Origin of the sequence: Methylobacterium sp. WL19 (assembly GCF_008040005.1) — a bacterium.
In the GTDB taxonomy this organism is placed as follows: Bacteria; Pseudomonadota; Alphaproteobacteria; order Rhizobiales; family Beijerinckiaceae; genus Methylobacterium; species Methylobacterium bullatum.
The window spans coordinates 1-17,085 of record NZ_VRVC01000108.1 but is presented as its reverse complement, the minus strand read 5'-3'; the positions used below and the strand labels follow the sequence as shown (position 1 = coordinate 17,085).

Annotated in this window: 16 protein-coding genes; 10 read left to right on the top strand and 6 right to left on the bottom strand. The window is 68.7% G+C overall.

Translation table 11 applies throughout. The features are described from left to right. Positions 1–11: 11 nt before the first annotated feature. On the bottom strand, positions 12–575 hold the full coding sequence (locus tag FV220_RS18860) for a YcxB family protein (protein WP_056146826.1): 564 nt from the start codon (positions 573–575) through the stop codon (positions 12–14). Between the two features lie 216 nt (positions 576–791). Beyond that, complete coding sequence (locus FV220_RS18855) at positions 792–2,267, bottom strand: carbohydrate porin (RefSeq protein WP_056146824.1); 1,476 nt, start codon at positions 2,265–2,267, stop codon at positions 792–794. A gap of 721 nt (positions 2,268–2,988) precedes the next feature. On the opposite strand from FV220_RS18855, the gene FV220_RS18850 reads away from it, so the two are divergent. The 8 genes from FV220_RS18850 to FV220_RS18815 all read left to right on the top strand — a co-directional run bounded on the left by FV220_RS18850 (position 2,989) and on the right by FV220_RS18815 (position 11,917). Next, a complete protein-coding gene (locus FV220_RS18850; RefSeq protein ID WP_147832859.1) occupies positions 2,989–3,741 on the top strand; it encodes a DeoR/GlpR family DNA-binding transcription regulator in 753 nt (250 codons plus the stop codon). After that, positions 3,716–5,038: a Zn-dependent hydrolase gene (locus tag FV220_RS18845; RefSeq protein ID WP_147832858.1), complete on the top strand. Its 1,323-nt coding sequence runs from the start codon at positions 3,716–3,718 to the stop codon at positions 5,036–5,038. The genes FV220_RS18850 and FV220_RS18845 overlap by 26 nt, the downstream gene beginning before the upstream one ends. Next, on the top strand, positions 5,035–5,985 hold the full coding sequence (locus FV220_RS18840) for a phosphotransferase (RefSeq protein ID WP_147832857.1): 951 nt from the start codon (positions 5,035–5,037) through the stop codon (positions 5,983–5,985). The genes FV220_RS18845 and FV220_RS18840 overlap by 4 nt, the downstream gene beginning before the upstream one ends. Positions 5,986–6,019: 34 nt before the next feature. Next, positions 6,020–6,958, top strand: a complete 939-nt coding sequence (locus FV220_RS18835; protein WP_147832856.1) for a phosphotransferase — start codon at positions 6,020–6,022, stop codon at positions 6,956–6,958. Beyond that, a complete protein-coding gene (locus tag FV220_RS18830; protein ID WP_187273460.1) occupies positions 6,958–7,758 on the top strand; it encodes an inositol monophosphatase family protein in 801 nt (266 codons plus the stop codon). Before FV220_RS18835 ends, FV220_RS18830 begins: the two co-directional genes overlap by 1 nt. A gap of 67 nt (positions 7,759–7,825) precedes the next feature. Continuing rightward, entirely contained in the window at positions 7,826–8,752 is a 927-nt protein-coding gene (locus FV220_RS18825; protein ID WP_147832855.1) for a histone deacetylase family protein, read from the top strand. 334 nt (positions 8,753–9,086) lie between these two features. Further along, entirely contained in the window at positions 9,087–11,285 is a 2,199-nt protein-coding gene (locus tag FV220_RS18820) for a histidine kinase dimerization/phosphoacceptor domain -containing protein (RefSeq protein WP_147832854.1), read from the top strand. Continuing rightward, positions 11,282–11,917, top strand: coding sequence for a biliverdin-producing heme oxygenase (locus FV220_RS18815; protein ID WP_147832853.1), 636 nt, complete (start codon positions 11,282–11,284; stop codon positions 11,915–11,917). The genes FV220_RS18820 and FV220_RS18815 overlap by 4 nt, the downstream gene beginning before the upstream one ends. Before the next feature lie 13 nt (positions 11,918–11,930). On the opposite strand, the gene FV220_RS18810 is transcribed toward FV220_RS18815, so the two are convergent. Continuing rightward, positions 11,931–12,236, bottom strand: coding sequence for a hypothetical protein (locus FV220_RS18810; protein ID WP_056146805.1), 306 nt, complete (start codon positions 12,234–12,236; stop codon positions 11,931–11,933). A gap of 248 nt (positions 12,237–12,484) precedes the next feature. On the opposite strand from FV220_RS18810, the gene FV220_RS18805 reads away from it, so the two are divergent. Together FV220_RS18805 and FV220_RS18800 are read left to right on the top strand one after the other, a co-directional pair. Continuing rightward, complete coding sequence (locus tag FV220_RS18805; RefSeq protein WP_056146803.1) at positions 12,485–12,664, top strand: hypothetical protein; 180 nt, start codon at positions 12,485–12,487, stop codon at positions 12,662–12,664. Positions 12,665–12,722: 58 nt separating this feature from the next. Beyond that, the gene (locus tag FV220_RS18800; RefSeq protein WP_147832852.1) at positions 12,723–13,097 is read left to right on the top strand and encodes a hypothetical protein; all 375 of its coding nucleotides are present in this window, start codon (positions 12,723–12,725) and stop codon (positions 13,095–13,097) included. A gap of 13 nt (positions 13,098–13,110) precedes the next feature. Here the strand turns inward: FV220_RS18800 and FV220_RS18795 are convergent, their stop codons facing one another. From FV220_RS18795 to FV220_RS18785, 3 genes are read right to left on the bottom strand one after another with little or no spacing between them, the layout of a single operon-like run. Further along, the gene (locus tag FV220_RS18795; protein ID WP_147832851.1) at positions 13,111–14,721 is read right to left on the bottom strand and encodes an ABC transporter ATP-binding protein; all 1,611 of its coding nucleotides are present in this window, start codon (positions 14,719–14,721) and stop codon (positions 13,111–13,113) included. 3 nt (positions 14,722–14,724) lie between these two features. Beyond that, positions 14,725–16,146 carry a M20 family metallopeptidase gene (locus FV220_RS18790; RefSeq protein ID WP_147832850.1) on the bottom strand — a complete coding sequence of 474 codons (1,422 nt, stop codon included), beginning with the start codon at positions 16,144–16,146 and terminating at the stop codon, positions 14,725–14,727. Positions 16,147–16,190: 44 nt separating this feature from the next. Beyond that, positions 16,191–17,069 (bottom strand): ABC transporter permease, encoded by an 879-nt coding sequence (locus FV220_RS18785; RefSeq protein ID WP_147832860.1) that lies wholly within the window; start codon positions 17,067–17,069, stop codon positions 16,191–16,193. Between the last annotated feature and the right edge of the window lie 16 nt (positions 17,070–17,085).

Here is a 17,085-nt window from a genome sequence, read left to right as displayed (position 1 = left end):
GCTCCCCCGGATCAGGCCGGCGACGCGGCGGCGGGCGCCGGCCGCGATGCCGCCATATGGGCGTCGATCGCCGCCAGGTCGTCGGGGGAGAGGACCCGGCCGGGGATCGGCACGAACACCCGCGTACCCAGCATGAGAAGCGTCATGTCCGGGGAGGACAGGCGGGAGGTGAACGCGCTCCAGAGATAGCGCGTCTCCCCCTGCGAGGTGGCGATGGTGAAGGCCTCCGGCGCGATGATCGCGCGCCAGGGATGCCGGAACCGCTCGTCCCGCCTCACCGTCATGCCGGCCTGCCAGGGGATCAGTACCCTGGTGATCGCGTGCGGCAGGAGGAGCGCGACGAGGCAGACGATGATGACCCAGCTGACGAAGCCGACGACGTCGTTCTGGGCGAAACCGAAGACCACCATCATGGCCGCGCAGCCGATCAGGAACAGGCGCAGGCGCGGTCGTCTCATCTGGGCCCGGAACGTCGTGCGACCCGCCTCGACGAGGTCGGCCTTGAGAACCTCGTAGACCAGTTCCGTCCTGTTTGCGGCGCCGGGCGCGGGCGGGGACGTGTTCGTTTCGAGCATGACGGGACCTGACGTCCGAACGACGCGATGCGCGCAATGCCGACCTTCTGCCGCGACGGGATCGGTGGTTCAACCCGCCCCGGACCCGCCTGCCTTCTTCCGGCGCGCAGCCGCCCCGAAACGAGAACGGATCCGCCGCCGATCTGCGAGACCGGCGGCGGATCCGTAGCCCTGTCGTCGGTCGCGAGACGCGGTGCCGCGTCTCGGACGGATGAATCAGCCCGGCGCCAGGCCCAGCAGCGTGCCGAGGGGAACGACGAGGGTGAAGCCGCCGTAGAACCCGTCCTTGGCGCGGCGGGCCGTATAGGGGTTGTAGAAGGAATTCGGGTTGACGACGTACTGGACCACCGGCTCGAGGACGACGCCCGCGCCGAGATCGAAATGGGCGTTGACCTCGAACACGAACTTGTCGCGCGAATAGGGCTCGCCGGTGCCGCCCGAGATGAAGTTCGCATCCGACAGGAAGTCGGCATAGTTCTGGTTCAGCCGCTGCCAGTTGGCCTTGATGCCGTAGGTGTCGTTGGGACGGCCCTGGTCGGGCGCCGACAGCAGCAGGCCGGCGAAGGAGTTGAAGCGGATCGGGATCGTCGGATCGAAGGCGTAGCCGGTGCCGGTATAGGCCGAGATCGCGGTGGGATGCGGGTTGCTCGCGTCACGCCCGCCATCGGCCCGCCACAGGGTCTGCGTGCCGGTGAGGACGACGCCCGACGTGCCGGATTTCTGCAACGACGGAGTGCCCGGATTGAGGCCCTTCGACGTGCCGGCGATGGTCTTGAAGTTATCGTCGTGGTCGGCGGTGTTGTAGAAGCCGGTGAGCGAGACGCGGCCGGGATAGGCCTCCATCGTGTAGTCGGTCTTGCGGCCGATCTCGGTCATCACGACGGCGCCGGACAGGCGCTCGTAGCCGAAATCGTAGCCCGACAGGACGTTGGTGTTGGGGTTCACGCTGAAAGCGCCGGCCTGGATGTAAGTCGTCGGCGAGAGCTTGTAGGCGATGTTGGCGCCCCAGACGCCGAAGAGCGGCGAGGTGAAGCCGGCATTGAAGTAGAACATGTCCTGGAAGCAGGAATTGATCGAGTTGCACGGCGGCAGGCCGTAATATCGGTCGGGATGCGTACGGCCGACCTCCACCACGAGGCGGTCGTCGAGGAGCTTCTGCTGATAGGTCAGCAGCGAGAGGCGGGTGCTGTTGGGCGTGTAGGGCGGCTGGTAGCCCACCGTGGTGTCGCCGATGTCGCCGGCCATGTTGAGGTTGCGCACGAGGCCGAAGAAGGTCTGGGTGAAGTTGATCGAGCCACCGGCGATGCCGGCGAGCTTCTGCATGTCGGCCGTCATGCTGAGCACGAAATAGGCGGCGTTCGATTGCTCGCCCGTGCGCAGGCCGGCGCTCGGATTGGCCTGGTAGAAATCGTAGATGTTGACGTCGAAGGTCAGTCCCCGCGCCGCCATGTCGGTGGCCCAGGGCGCAAGCGGCCCGGTGCGCACGGGATCGGCGGGTTTCGAGGCGATGTCCCGGTCGGTGCGCGGCTGCGTCTGGGCGTTGAGCTCGCCGACGGGCGAGGCGGTCTGAGCCTCGGCGGACAGCATGCCCGCGGCGAGGAACGCACCGCCCAGGAGAACCGGAAGCCCGGTGCGGCGAGCGGAGCGCGCGACGGCGGCGCTCGCGGGTTTCTCTGTCGCGTCTCTCGGCATCGTCGAACGTCCCCCTGCTGCTGTTCCCCGCGCCTTTCGGGTCTCGTGCTCGTCGGAGGAGCCCAGGCGCGGGGAATTGTGAGATTGGGAGGGTTCCGCAAGGCCAGTGCCACAACGGGGAGCGCACTCGAGAAAAGTTCCATTTCTCACCCGAATTCTTTGCACGACACCGGCAGATTGTGTTCTCGACGCTAAACGATTGATATTCAACCAGAAGAAGCAGGCTCAAGAAGCCTGACGCAGCGGACCTGCGGGAGCCGGACGGACAAACCGGGCACGGAAACGGGCATGTGTGATCCCACAGATGGCATAAGGCGGAAAATTCAGGCAAATACTCATAAATCCCACATTTCGGTCAGAATCAGATTGACAGGCGACCTGCGCCGGGGACCTTTCCGCTGAGGTCCGGCCGTCACGTGTCGTCATGGAAAGCGACGCCGGCATCCCTCGTCATCTCGGCTCAGGCAGCGTGATTCTGGCGGCATGATCAATCGGACAGGACAGGCCGCCGCGTTGGATCTGCCCGATCCCGCCCATCCGGCTCCAGCGCGGCTCCCGATCGCCGGAGGGTTCCGGAAACCGGCATCGCTGGCGGCTTCCCCCAGCACGAGCGACGCGATTGCAATCTCCGTGGGAAACACCCTGTGGGACACGTGTTTTCCTGCGGCCTCGGCTCACCAAAATCGCTACTCTTCGGCGGATTGGGGAGACGCCGACGCCGATGCTGACCGACCACCGCTACCAAGAGATCCTGTCCCGTCTGAACGGGACGGGGCGGGTCGGCGTCTCCGACGTGGCCGCTTATCTGCGGGTCTCCGAGGAGACCATCCGGCGCGACCTCAAGGTGCTGGAGGAGCGCGGCGTCCTGCGGCGGATCCACGGGGGCGCGGTGCCACCCCGCCTGGACCAGGACCGGCCGCTCCAGGAGCGGGGCAAGACCAACCCGCGCGAGAAGGCGAAGGTGGCAGCCAATGCCGAGGGGCTGATCCGCGACGGGATGTCGATCTTCGTCGATACCGGCACCACGACGCTCGCTTTCGCCCGCCGCCTCAGCGGCCGCAACCTCACGGTGACGACGAATTCCATCGACGTGGCGCTCCATCTCGGCAGCGGCCCCGCGCGGGTGAACCTGACGCCGGGGATGCTGCGGGCGCGGGACAACGCCCTGGTGGGCTACGAGACGGTGGCCTACGCGCAGCGGTTCTATTTCGACATCGCCTTCATGGGTATCGCGGCCTGCGACCTCACCCATGGCTGGATGGATTACGAGGAGCACGAATCCGCCCTGCGGAAGGTGCTGCGGGGCCAGGCGCGCCAGAGCGTGCTTCTGGCCGATTCCCGCAAGTTCGGGCGTCAGGCGAACCTCTGCACCTTCGGGCTCTCGGAACGGCTCACCCTCGTCACCGACCGGCCGCCGCCGCAGCCGTTCCTGGATCATTTCACCCAGCATGACATCGATCTCATCAGCTCCTGACGCGGCAGCGACGGCGCGCGCGTTCCACGCGCTCTTCGCGGAGATCTCCGCCTGCGGGGCGACGCCGGGCGGCGGCATCACCCGGCTCTGCGCCTCGGCCGAGGACGGGCAGGCCCGTCGCCTCTTCGCCAATTCCGCCCGGGAGGCGGGGGCCGACATCCTCGTGGACGGGGTCGGCAACCAGTTCGCCATCTTCCCCCTCGCGGACGGTCCGGGCGCCCCCCTGGTGATGCTGGGCTCCCATCTCGACAGCCAGCCCAAGGCCGGCCGCTTCGACGGGACCTACGGCGTGGTCGCGGCCGCCGCCATCGGCGCCGCCCTGATGCGGGCGCGGCGCGCTGGCGAGACCTTCGGGGCGGATTTCTGCGCGGTGAACTGGACCGGCGAGGAGGGCGCGCGCTTCCGGCCGAGCCTCCTCGGAAGCGGCGCCTATGCGGGCGCGCGCCGGATCGAGGAGGCTTTGTCCAGCCGCGACGATGCCGGGATCACCCTTCGGGAGGCCCTGGACGGGATCGGGTTCCTCGGCACGGACCGGCCGCCGCCGCTCCCGGCCTGCTATCTCGAACTCCACGTGGAGCAGGGCCTCGTCCTGGAGAAGGCCAAGGCGAGCATCGGCATCGTCACCCGCAACTGGGGGGCGGCCAAGATCGACGTGGTCTTCACCGGCGAGCAGGCCCATACCGGCCCGACCCCGATGCCGCGCCGGCGCGACGCGCTGCTCGCCGCCGCCTATCTCATCGCCGAGGTGAGGGAGATCGCCGAGCGCTGGCCCGGCCGCTTCCATTCCTCCGTCGGCCGCATCCTGGTGGAGCCCAATTCCCCCAACGTGGTGCCCGCGCGGGTGGAACTGAGCGTGGAACTGCGCTCGGCCGACAATGCCCTCCTCACCGATGCGGCCCTCATGGCGGAGGCGGCGATCACGGAAGCGGCGGAGCGCGCAGGCGTCGTCGCGGCGATCCCCGGCCGGACGCTGCGGCCGATCCGCAGCCTGCCGGAGGCCGTGTGCGATCTCGTCGCCGCCTGTGCCGAGGAGACCTCCCTGCGGTCGCTGCGCATGGATACGGTGGCCGGCCACGACGCGATCAGCCTGCTCGGCCAATGCCCCACCGGCATCGTCTTCGTCCCCAGCGTCGGGGGCATCGCGCATAACGAGGCCGAGCTGACGCGGCCGGCCGATCTCGAAGCCGGGCTTTCGGTGGCCTTGCGCGCCGCATGGCGCCTGTGCCGCGCCGGCGGATCTCCGGAACGGGCCTTGCTCGTCAGGCGGCCGAACGACGCGTTCGGAGGGGAGCGATGATAGCCTACGGCGAGGCCGGTACCGCCTTCGACCACCGCGTGGAGGCCGTCATCGCCACGCGGCCGGACTGGATCGCGCGCCAGCCTCGCTATGGGCTGGCCGCAGCGCCGGTGGCGTCCCCGACCCACCGGGCCGTGGCATCGGATTGCGTCCTGGTCACGTTCCGCGAGGGTGAGCCGGTCTTCCTCAAGCTCCGCCACGCCGACATGGTGGGCGACGTGACGCCCGTGGCCGGGCAGGCGGCCCGCAAGGCCGCACATCTCGGAATCGCCCCGGAGGTGGTCCACGAGGTGGACGGGGCGCTCGGCCTCGCCTACCTGCCCGAGCCCTGGCGCTATGCCCGCGTCGGCGACCTTCAGGACGGGGCGGTCCTGGCCGAGGTGCTGGACGCCAAGAAGCGGCTCCATGGTGACGGTCGTCTCGGCCATCGAATCTGCCCCTTCGGGCGGATCGAGAGCCTCGCGGCCGAAGCCCGCGCCGCCGACGCGCCGCTTCCCGACGGGACCGACCGGCTGGTGGCGACGATGGCGCTCGTGCGCGAGGCCATCCATGCGTCGGGGATCGACCTCGCCTTCTGCCACAATGACGGCATCGCCTCGAACGTCATGATCGGGGAGGGCGAGATCCGTCTCGTCGATTTCGACCTCGCCGGCGACAACGACCCCTGGTTCGACGTCGGCGCCCTCCTCAACGAGGCCTGCGCCTTCGAGCCCGAGCGGCGCGAGGCGGTGGAGCATTATGCAGGCCGGTTCGACGAGCGCCTCTACAACCGCTGCCGCCTCTACGGCGCGGTCGACGACGTGATGGGCGGCCTCTGGGGCGTCACCCGCGCGGTCACCTCGGCGCGCAGCGGGATCGAGTTCTACAAATACGGAACCTGGCGGCTCCTGCACGCGCGCACGACCATGGGCGCACGTGACTTCGAAAGCTGGCTGCGCCGGCTGTGACTCGATCACTCAAGACGGGGGGCACCGAACGGCGATGAGCTGGACAGGCTTGGGCGACGGCATCAGCGAGGGCGAGCGCGCCCTGGAGGGCGTGCTGGCCGGCATCGCCTCCTGGCAGGGCCGGCCGATGCGCTACCGGCCGGTGGCGGGTGGCATCAGCAACACCAACTGGCACGTCGCCATCGGGGACGCGCGGGATGTCTTCGTGAAGATGCCCGGTCGCGGCACGGAGATGTTCATCACCCGCGACCACGCCAACGAAGCCAGCCGCCGCGCCCATGCCTGCGGCTACGGCGTCGAGGTGATCGACTACCTGCCCGAGGCCGGCGTCGAGATCTTCGCCTTCGTCGAGGGCTACCGTGCTTCCTCGAACCTCGACTTCCTGCGCCCCACCGTGCGCCATAACGCCGTGAAGGCTTTGAAGGCCTTCAACGATTCCCCGCCGCTCGGGCTGACGAAGACGATCTTCGCGATGATCGAGGAGCATGTGGAGCAGGTGGCGGAGGTGGGCGGCCGGCTCCCCGCCGACCAGGCCCATCTGATGCGCTGCGTGGCCGAGGCGAAGGCGGCCATGACGGCCTCCGGCCTCGATCTCGTGCCGTGCATGAACGATACGCTGGCCGGCAACTTCATGATCGACGCGGCCGACACGGTCCTGCTGGTCGACTTCGAATACGCCTCCAACAACGAGCGCGCCTACGAGCTCGCCCTCTGGTTCGACGAGATGGCGTTCCCCGACATCATCGAGCGCGAGATGATCGAGGCCTATTTCGGCCGTTGGACGCCCGCAATCGACGCGCGGGTCGCGGTGCTGAAGGCGCTGGGCGATCTCAAATGGGCGACCTGGGCGATGATCCAGGAGGCCGTCTCCACGCTCGATTTCGACTATTACAAATACGGAACCTGGAAGCACATGCGGGCCCGCACCCTGTTCCATCACCCCGACTGGCCGCTCTGGCTGAGGCGCCTGTGATGGGCGTGGACGCATTGGCGATCCCGTCCGGGGACGGGGCGACGAAGGTGGATGTCCTCGCCTTCGCCCATCGCCTCGCCGATTTCGCCGCCCCCCTCGCCCGGCACTATTTCCGCACCGAACTGCCGGTGGAAGCCAAGGCCGATGCGAGCCCGGTCACCGCCGCCGACCGCGCCATCGAATCCCTGCTGCGCGCCGAAATCCGCAGCGTCTATCCCGACCACGGCATCCTCGGCGAGGAGGAGGGCGGGGACTTCGAGCGGCCGCTCACCTGGGTGATCGACCCGATCGACGGGACCAAGAGCTTCATCACCGGCATGCCGCTCTTCGGCACGCTCATCGCCCTGGTCTCGGAGGGGCGGCCCATCGTCGGCGTCATCGACATGCCGGCGCTCGGGGAACGCTGGTGCGGCACCGGCGACGCGGCGTGGTTCGGCGCTCTGCCCGCCCGGACGAGCGACAGGCACCTTCCCGAGGCCCGCCTGTTCGCCACCTCCCCGGACATCTTCGTGGGCGCGGATGCGGAGGCCTTCGCACGGCTCAGCGGAGCGGTGGGCCTGCGCCGCTTCGGCGGCGATTGCTACGCCTACGGCCTCCTCGCCAGCGGTCATTGCGATCTCGTGGTGGAAGCCGGGCTCCAGGTCTACGACGTCATGGCCCTCGTGCCGGTGGTGGAAGGGGCGGGCGGCGTGATGACAGACTGGGACGGTCGCCCCCTGACGCCCGCCTTCGACGGACGGGTCGTGGCCGCGGCCAATGCCGGCCTCCACGCCGAGGCCCTCCGGCGCCTGCGAGCCTGATCCGCGCTCCTGTCTTCCCTCGTTCAAGCTGGTATACCCAATGCCAGATTGACGAGGGGAGATGTCGATGACCGTCCTGTTCCATCATGCGGCCGCGTTCGAGCATCGCACGCCGCACGGACATCCCGAGCGGCCGGAGCGCATGAAGGCGGTCCGGGAGGCCCTCGGGACGGCGGACTTCTCCGGCCTCGACCGTCGCTCGCCGGACGCCGCAGCCCTCGAATCGGTGTTCCTCGCCCATCCCGAGGAATGGGTCCGCGCCATCCTCCGCTCGGTGCCGAGCGAGGGGCTTGCCCATCTCGATTCGGACACGGTGCTCTCGCCGGGAACGATGGATTGCGTCCTGCGCGGTGTCGGCGCGGCGGTGCAGAGCGTCGACCTCGTGATGACGGGTGCCGCCCGCAACGCCTTCTCGGCCATGCGGCCACCGGGGCATCACGCGGAACGCACCAAGGCGATGGGTTTCTGCGTCTTCAACAACGCGGCGATCGCCGCCCTTCACGCCAGGAAAGTCCACGGGGCGGAGCGCGTGGCCATCGTCGATTGGGACGTGCATCACGGCAACGGCACGCAGGACATCGTCTGGTCGGACCCGTCGGTGCTGTTCTGCTCCACCCACCAGATGCCGCTCTATCCCGGCAGCGGCGCGGTGTCCGAGGAGGGCGAGCACGGCACCATCGTCAACGCGCCGCTCAAGCCCTTCGCCGATGGCGACGCCTTCAAGGAGGCGATGCGAAGCCGCATCCTCACCCGTCTCGAGGCGTTCAAACCCGACCTCATCGTCATCTCCGCCGGGTTCGACGCCCATTGGCGCGACCCGCTGGCCAACCTGATGCTGGAGGCCGAGGATTTCGCCTGGGCCACGGCAAAGGTGATGGAGATCGCCGACCGCACCTGCGACGGCAGGATCGTGTCGCTGCTGGAGGGCGGCTACGACCTGAAGGGGCTCGGCGATTCGGTCGCCGCCCATGTGTCGGTGCTCATGGGGGCGTGAGCGGAATCGATCCGGGACAGTCGCTCCCGTCAGTACAGCCGAGCTTCGATCAACACAATTCTGTTTGTATGAAAGTACACATATAAGACCGGCAAACTATGTGTGGCGTCGATATGGCAAAGCTGCGTAGAGTCACTAAATAAATCCTCGCCCCACCTTCGACGGGCGGCAGATTTCCTCCCGCATCGTGTCTCCACACGGCGGGATGGGGGTCGGCGAATCGGCTCCTACTCGGCCGCCCAAGAAGGATTGTCTTTCGGACACGCGGTTCGGGGGATGCGGGAGGTTGGCCGTTCAGGTTTCCGACGGCCTACAGACGCTACAGAATGGACGTATGACGCAACTGAGTGCCCCCCGGACGGTCGATCCGGCCCTGGATCCTCGCCAGGACGGTGACGTCTCGGATCTCGGCCCAGATCTGACCGTCTGCGACCGAGAGCCGATCCATGTCCCGGGGGCGATCCAGCCGCACGGGCTTCTGCTGATCGCGGGCGCCGAAGACCAGAGGGTGGTCGGCGGCGCCGGCGACATCGAGGGAATGCTGGCCACGGAATGGACCGGCCGGACGCTGTCGGAACTTCTCGGCGCGCCCCATGCCGCTCTCCTTGTCGACGCGCCGCAGGACGAGACCGTCGTGATCGGCCGGGTCGAGGGCCTGCACGCGGCGATGGATGCCACCGCCCGCTTCCAGGACGGCCAATGGCTGGTGCAGCTCGAGCCGCAGGCCGCCCAATGGACCGATGCCGCCAGCCTGCTCGGCTGGCTCGACCGTGCCGGGAGCGCGCTGGAGCGGGCCGCCGACCTCAAGACGCTCTGTGAACGGGCGGCGACGTCGTTCCGTGAGGTCACCGGGTTCGACCGGGTGATGGTCTATCGCTTCCTCGACGACGATGCGGGTGTGGTCATCGCGGAGAGCCGGGTCACCGAACTCGGCAGTTTCCTGCACCACCACTTCCCGGCCTCCGACATCCCGAAACAGGCCCGCGCGCTCTACATCCGCAACCGCGTCCGGGTGATCCCCGACGTCGCCTATGTGCCGCAGCCGATCCGGCCGAAGGAGCTGTCCCGGCTCGACCTCAGCGATGTCGACCTGCGCAGCGTCTCGCCGATCCACCTTCAATATCTGCGCAACATGGACGTGGCGGCCTCGGCCTCGATCTCCATCGTCAAGGACGGCATCCTGTGGGGGCTCGTCGCCTGCCACCACCGCACGCCCCGCACCCTCGCCTTCGGACAGCGGATGGCCTGCCAGGCCCTGGCGGGGAGCGTCGCGCGCCAGATCAGGTCGCGGGAGGAAGCCGAGGATTACCGCGAGCGGCTCCAGCTGCGCAGCGCCGAGGACGTGGTCTCCGGAAAGGTCCTGGGCGAAGCGCCCCTCTCGGACATCCTCATCGAGACGAGCGAGGACCTGCGCCGCATGCTCGGGGCCGATGGCTTCGCGCTCCTGCAGGGCAGGGATCTCCACCGGACCGGACGCTGCGCCGACGAGGCCGACCTGCGCGAGATCGCCGCCTGGGTCCGAACGGTGGGCGGCGCGCAGGCCCTCCACACCCACGCCCTCAGCAAGCGGTTCCCGCGTGCCGACGCCTATCGCGCCCTGGCGAGCGGTCTCCTCGCCGTGGTCCTGTCGGGGGATGAGCCGATCATCCTGATGTGGTTCCGGGCCGAGCAGATCGAACTCGTGAACTGGGCGGGCAACCCGCACAAGGCCGCCGTCGCCGTCGGCGACACCCTGAGCCCCCGCGCCTCCTTCGAGGCCTGGACCGAGGAGGTCCACGGCCATGCCAAACCCTGGACCCTTCCCGAGATCGAGGCGGCGCAGCGCATCGTCCGCGAATTGTACGAGGCGCGCCAGACCCGGCGCATCCGCGAGCTCAACCGCGAACTCGGCGCCACCGTGGCGGACAAGGAAAGCCTGCTGGTCCAGAAGGACTACCTGATCAAGGAAGTGAACCACCGCGTCCAGAACAGCCTTCAGCTCGTCTCCGCCTTCCTGTCCCTGCAGGCGAGGGCGGAGGGCAACGCGGATCTCAGCAAGTCCCTGGGCGAAGCGCAGCGCCGTCTGTCCGCCGTGGCCCTGGTCCACCGGCGGCTCTACAGCGACGACAATGTCGAGATGATCGATCTCGCGCGCTACCTCGAGGATCTCGTCACGGAGATGAAATCGTCGATGGGACCCGACTGGACGGATCAGTTCAGTACCGATTTCGCCCCCGTGACCATTCCCACCGATGCCGCCGTGAGCATCGGGCTGATCCTGACCGAGCTCGTCATCAACGCCAACAAATACGCCTATGCCGGTGCCGTCGGGCCGATCGCCATCAGCCTCGAACAGCATCGCAACCGCTTCCGCCTGATCGTCGCCGATCAGGGCCAGGGCAAGACCGGCACGCGGAACGGATTCGGGACGCGGATGCTCAACGCCATGGTCGACCGCCTCGGTGGCACCATCGAGAACACCAACAATCACCCGGGGCTGAGGGTGATCATGACCGCCCCGATCGGCGCGCCCGAGCCGGCCGGCCTGCCGTGAGCGGCGCTGCCCATGCGTCCGCGGCCCCGTCATTGAGCGAACGGCTGCGGGAGGAGACGCGTGACCGTCACGAGGATCTGGAACACCGGCTCGACTGGCGGCGGCGGATGGCGACGCGGGAGGGATACCTCGCTCTCCTCACCCGCTGGTGGGGGTTCCACCGGGTCTTCGAGCCCGCAATCGCCGCGAGCTTCGAACCTGCCTTCGCGCAGCCGCGCGGCAAGCTGCACCTGCTGGAACGCGATCTCGTCCATTTCGGACTGACGAAGGACACGATCGAGGCGCTGCCGCGCTTTGCGGCGGGCACCGCCTTCCACACGCGCCCCGCCCTTCTCGGCGCGCTCTACGTCACGGAGGGCTCGACCCTGGGCGGGCAGGTCATCGCCCATCACCTTCACCGCAGCCTCGGGGCGGAGATCGCATCGGGCGGGTGCGCCTATTACGAAGGCTACGGCAAGCGGGACACGGGGGCGATGTGGGCCTCGTTTCGAACCTTCCTCGACCGGTCCGGCGAGGAAAGCCCACCGCATCACGTGATCGAGGGCGCCCGTTGGACCTTCGACGCCCTCAAGCTCTGGCTCACCGCCGGCCTCCCGCCCGATTCCGGTCGGGCCGAGCCGTCACAGCGCTGATCGTCGAGCCGGATCAGACGGCGTCGATCGCGCGTCCGCCATAGGTCTCGAACGACGTCATCACCTTCTCGGTCAGCCCGTCGTCGAACGCGACGGTGACGCGGATCTCGCCCTCCAGGGCGGGCTCGCCCTCGGTGCCTTCCTTCAGGCGGCCATCCTCGATATCGGCACGCGCCGCCTCGGTCCCGGCGGTGTTGTCGTCGCCGGCGGGGGCGATGGTCACGGCGCTCCGGTCGATCCCGTGTTCCTGGACGATGTGCTCGACTGCGGTCTCGGCATCGCGGCGGCTCTTGAAGTCGGCGGACATCGTCTTCGACATGATCACGGTTTCCGGGGTGGAGATTGCCTCGAGGCTTTGTGAACCCGCGGCCGTGGGAAAGGTTCAGCACGCGACCTTAGCCGTCCTCGCCGGACAGCACGGGGCGGAGGTGAAGTACGCAGGCGCTATTTCATCTTGGCCACACTCCGGTGGAATCTTGTGTTTCAGGGTCATTCCCCACCAACAGAGCGTCAATTTTGGTGCAAACAAATGTTGTCCATCGCGCAACACGCGGTTAAGTGCGGTTCATGCTTAAGCTCGAATCTCTCCTGGACCGTCTCAAAGCTCGTCAGCGCGCCCTGATCCTGGAAGCGGCGGAGCATGAAACGATGCCGGCCGACAGCACGCTGCGCCGCATCGCGGAGCTGGAAAATGCGATCGCCGCGGTGGAAGCCGTCCTTGACGAGACGCGGGCCCTTGCCCGCTAGCGAGCCTCGGACGACGACGTATCCTCGACCGGGCCGCCGGGCAGCGACTCAGGCCCTGATGGCGGCTGCCTTCGTGGCGGGCCTCGCGGCATCGGCGGGAGCCTTTGCTCAGGAGGCGATGGCTCAGGAGGCGCCGGCAGCAGGCGCCGATCTCGATCTCCTGGAGCGGCGCTGGCACAAATGCGTGCGGCAGGCCTTTTCCGGGCAACCCGCCGGCCTGCCGACCCATGCCGCGCAGAAGGCCGCTTTGGCCGAGTGCAAGACCCTGGAGAACAGTTACGTCTCGGCGATGCTGGTGGCCCAGGCGGCCGAGGCCGAGGCCCGTCGGCAGGGCAAGGCATCGATCGGCGCGAGGGCCAGGGGCTGGGCCACCTCGCTCCTGTCCTACGTGGTCGACCCGGTAACCTCTTTGATCGACGCCTGGCGCAAGTAACACAGCTCGCGCGTCAGGCCCGCTCCATCTGCAATCCCGGCACGGCCGAGAGCAGATCCCGCGTGTAGAAATGGTCCGGCCGGCGGAACAGGTCGGCGGTCGGCCGCTGTTCCACGATCTCGCCGCGATGCATCACCGCGATCCTGTCGCAGATCTTGGCCGCGACCCGCAGGTCGTGGGTGATGAACAGCATCGCGAGGTTCAGGCGCTGCTTCAGATCCTCGAGAAGGTCGAGCACCTGGGCCTGGACCGACACGTCGAGGGCCGAGACGGCCTCGTCGGCGACCAGCACGTCGGGCTCCATGGCGAGCGCCCGTGCGATGCCGATGCGCTGGCGCTGGCCGCCGGAGAAGGCGTTCGGATATCGCTCGGCGGCGCCGGGCGACAGGCCGACGAGATCGAGGAGTTCCCGCGCCCGCTCCCTTGCCTCGCGGACGGGCGTGCCATGGGCGATCGGCCCGGCGGTGATGATCTGCTCCACGGTCCGGCGCGGATTGAGGGAGGCGAAGGGGTCCTGGAAGATCATCTGGATGCGCTTGCGCTCGGCGCGGAGCGCCCGCGGCCCCAAAGCCGTGTAATCCAGCGCGCCGAGGCGGACGGTGCCCCGGTCCGGGTCGATGAGCCGGATGGCGAGGCGCGCCGTGGTGGATTTGCCCGAGCCCGATTCGCCCACGAGCCCCAGGGTCTCGCCGCGCCGGACGTCGAACGCCACCTCCTTGACCGCGTGGACGATGCGCGGCGGCCCGAACAGGCCACGACGCGACGTGTAGGTTTTCGTCAAGCCGATGGCCGAAAGGGCGATGGGCGCGCCCTCCCGTGATGCGCGCTCCGGCGGCACGATGCTCGGCACCGCCGCCAGCAGCGCCTTGGTGTAGGGATGCTGCGGGTTCCTCAGGACCTCGTCGGCGGAGCCCGATTCCACCAGCTTGCCGCGCTGGAGCACCGCCACATGGTCGGCGATGTCCGCGACGACGCCGAAATCGTGGGTGATGAACAGGACGCTCATGCCCCGCCGCCGCTGCAGGTCGCGGACGAGCTTCAGGATCTGCGCCTGGGTGGTGACGTCCAGCGCCGTGGTCGGCTCGTCGGCGACGAGGATCGAGGGCTCGAGGGCCAGGGCCATGGCGATCATCGCGCGCTGGCGCTGTCCGCCCGACAGCTGATGCGGATAGGCGCGCACGATCTGCGCCGGATCGGGCAGGCCGACCTCGGTGGCGAGCGCGATGGCCTTGGCCCGCCGCTCGGCCTTGGTGAGGAGGCCGTGCGCCTCGAACATCTCGGCGATCTGGTCGCCGATCCGCATGACCGGGTTGAGCGCCGTCATCGGCTCCTGGAACACCATGGCGATGCGGCGACCGCGCAAGGCACGCCAGTCGCGCTCGCCGAGGGTGAGGAGATCGCGCCCCTCGAAGAGGATGCTGCCGCCGACGGGGGTCAGGGCGCGCGGCAGCAGGCCGGTGAGCGCATAGGCGCTCATGGATTTGCCCGAGCCCGATTCGCCGACGACGCAGAGGATCTTGCCCGGCATCAGATCGAGGGAGAGATCCTCCACCGCATGCGGCCGGTCCGCTCCCTTGGGCAGGGCCAGGGTGAGGTTGCGGATGCTGACGACAGGCTCGCTCATGGTTCAGGTCTCCCGTTTGGCGTCGCGCTGGCCCAGGATGCCGGGTCCGGTCTCCCCGAGATCCCAGAACAGGCCGGCCATCAGCATCAGCGCCTCGCGGCTCATCGGCCCGAGCAGGTGCTCGTCCGGACCGTGCTGGAGGCAGGCCGGGTAGGAATGCGGCACCCACAGGGTCGGCAGGCCGAGGATCTCGGAGAAGGCGTCGTTGGGCAGCGAACCGCCGAGATTGGGCAGCAGGGCCGGGCGCTTGCCCGTGCTGGCTTCGATGGAGGCCAGCGCCCAGCCGACCCAGGGATCCTCCACGGGCAGGCGGGTGGCACGGAACACTTCGGAGCGGGCCGCCCGCACCTCGACCATGGGAAAGCCCTTCGCATCGAGATGCGCGCGCACGGCCGGGATCAGGCCCTCCCAGTCGGTGCCGACGACGAAGCGCAGCTGCAGCGTCGCCTTGGCGTGGGGCGGCACCGCGTTCAGCGGGCCGTCGGGGTCGCCGGTCTTGAAGGCCAGGACTTCGAGGGTGTTCCAGCCGAAGACGCGCTCGGCCGCCGTGAGGCCGGGCTCGCCCCATTCCTCGTCGATCCTCGGCGCGGTGGGGTCGGTGCCCACCGCGATGTCGGCGAGCGCGGCGCGCACGCCCTCGGGGATCGCGGGCGGCCGCAGGGCACCGAGGAGGATCTTGCCGCGCCTGTCGACCAGGGTCGCGATGGCGTTGGCCAGAACCGTGCCGGGGTTGCGCAGCAGGCCGCCCCAATTGCCCGAATGGTGGCTGCCCTCACGCAGGTTCACGATGAGTTCGAACGTGTAGCCGCCGCGCGAGCCGAGGAAGAGCGTGGGGCGTTCCGCGCTCACCCGTGGCCCGTCCGAGGCGATGAGCACGTCGGCGGCGAGGGCGCGCGCCTCGGCCCGGCACAGGTCGCGCAGACCCGGCGAACCGGATTCCTCGCCCATTTCGATGAGAAGCTTGGTGTTGAAGCCGAGGCGTCCGCCTCTCGCCGCCATCACCGCCTCGAGCGCTCCGAGATTGATGATGTGCTGGCCCTTGTTGTCGGCGGTGCCGCGACCGTACCAGCGGTCGCCCTCGACGACGATCGCCCACGGGTCGAGGCCGGCGCGCCATTGTTCGGGGTAGCCGCGCACGGTGTCGCCGTGGCCGTAGATCAGCACGGTGGGCAGGTCGTCGCCCTCGTGCCGCTCGGCGATGAGGAAGGGGCCGTGCTCGCCGTCGGGATTGTCGAGGATGCGGCCGGTGAAGCCCAGAGGCGCGATGGCGGGCATGAGGAAGTCGGACAGGTAGGCCTCGAGCGCCGGCAATTGCCCGGTGGTCTGGCTCTCGGTGGGGCGGGCGACGGCATCCTGCAGGACGGCGCGGAAACCGCCTCCGTCGTAGTGGCGCGCGGCGTGCGCGATCGCATCGTGTCGGGACATGGATCCACTCTGTGTCGGGTGAGAATGGGAGCCGAGGGGAGCGCTCAGCGCCGCCCCTCGGGTGCCGTGACGTCGCGCAATCCGTCGCCCAGGAGGTTGATGGCGAGAACGAGGACGAGGAGGGCGACGCCCGGGATGGTGATGACCCAGGGCTGGAAGAACATGTACGGCTTGCCCTCGGCGATCATCAGCCCCCAGGAGGGCAGGGGCGGCTGGACGCCGAGGCCGAGGAACGACAGGGCCGCTTCCAGCAGGATCGCGTGCGCCATCTCCAGGGTCGCCACGACGATGAGCGCGTTGAAGATGTTGGGCAGGATCTCCTGGAACAGGATCCGGGCGTTCGAGAAGCCGGCGGCGCGGGCCGCCGCGACGAAATCCTGGTCGCGGATCTGGCGGGTGGCGGCACGCGTCACCACGGCGAAACGGTCCCACAGCAGCAGGCCCAGCACCAGGACCACCACCTTCAGCGAACCGCCCACCAGGGAGGCCATGGCCAAAGCCACGAGCACCACCGGCATGGCGAGGCGCGTGGTGACGATGTAGCTCACCACCGCGTCGACCTTGCCGCCGAAATAGCCGGCGCAGATGCCGAGCACAGTGCCGATCAGGCCGGAGATGCAGGCCGCCGCGATCCCGATGAGGAGGGAGATCTGGCTGCCGTAGATCAGGCGGCTGAGATAGTCGCGCCCCAGCTTGTCGGTGCCGAGGATGTGGTCCCACGTCCCCTTCGCGTTCCAGATCGGCGGGATCAGGCGGCGCGAGACGTCCTGGGCATAGGGGTCGTGCGGGGCGATCAGGGGCGCGGCCAGGGCCGCGAGGACGATCCCGCCGAGGATCATCGCGCCGATCATGAAGCCGCCGTGACGCAGGCCGCGCCGGAGGGCGAGCGCGGTGGGCGAGCGCGACGCGATCGCTTCGGGCACAGGACCGGCCTGGACC

Bases quoted from the DNA above. Each gene is read 5' to 3' on its own strand.
- FV220_RS18860 (WP_056146826.1), bottom strand. From the start codon at position 575: ATGCTCGAAACGAACACGTCCCCGCCCGCGCCCGGCGCCGCAAACAGG.
- FV220_RS18855 (WP_056146824.1), bottom strand. From the start codon at position 2,267: ATGCCGAGAGACGCGACAGAGAAACCCGCGAGCGCCGCCGTCGCGCGC.
- FV220_RS18850 (WP_147832859.1), top strand. From the start codon at position 2,989: ATGCTGACCGACCACCGCTACCAAGAGATCCTGTCCCGTCTGAACGGG.
- FV220_RS18845 (WP_147832858.1), top strand. From the start codon at position 3,716: ATGACATCGATCTCATCAGCTCCTGACGCGGCAGCGACGGCGCGCGCG.
- FV220_RS18840 (WP_147832857.1), top strand. From the start codon at position 5,035: ATGATAGCCTACGGCGAGGCCGGTACCGCCTTCGACCACCGCGTGGAG.
- FV220_RS18835 (WP_147832856.1), top strand. From the start codon at position 6,020: ATGAGCTGGACAGGCTTGGGCGACGGCATCAGCGAGGGCGAGCGCGCC.
- FV220_RS18830 (WP_187273460.1), top strand. From the start codon at position 6,958: ATGGGCGTGGACGCATTGGCGATCCCGTCCGGGGACGGGGCGACGAAG.
- FV220_RS18825 (WP_147832855.1), top strand. From the start codon at position 7,826: ATGACCGTCCTGTTCCATCATGCGGCCGCGTTCGAGCATCGCACGCCG.
- FV220_RS18820 (WP_147832854.1), top strand. From the start codon at position 9,087: ATGACGCAACTGAGTGCCCCCCGGACGGTCGATCCGGCCCTGGATCCT.
- FV220_RS18810 (WP_056146805.1), bottom strand. From the start codon at position 12,236: ATGTCGAAGACGATGTCCGCCGACTTCAAGAGCCGCCGCGATGCCGAG.
- FV220_RS18805 (WP_056146803.1), top strand. From the start codon at position 12,485: ATGCTTAAGCTCGAATCTCTCCTGGACCGTCTCAAAGCTCGTCAGCGC.
- FV220_RS18800 (WP_147832852.1), top strand. From the start codon at position 12,723: ATGGCGGCTGCCTTCGTGGCGGGCCTCGCGGCATCGGCGGGAGCCTTT.
- FV220_RS18795 (WP_147832851.1), bottom strand. From the start codon at position 14,721: ATGAGCGAGCCTGTCGTCAGCATCCGCAACCTCACCCTGGCCCTGCCC.
- FV220_RS18790 (WP_147832850.1), bottom strand. From the start codon at position 16,146: ATGTCCCGACACGATGCGATCGCGCACGCCGCGCGCCACTACGACGGA.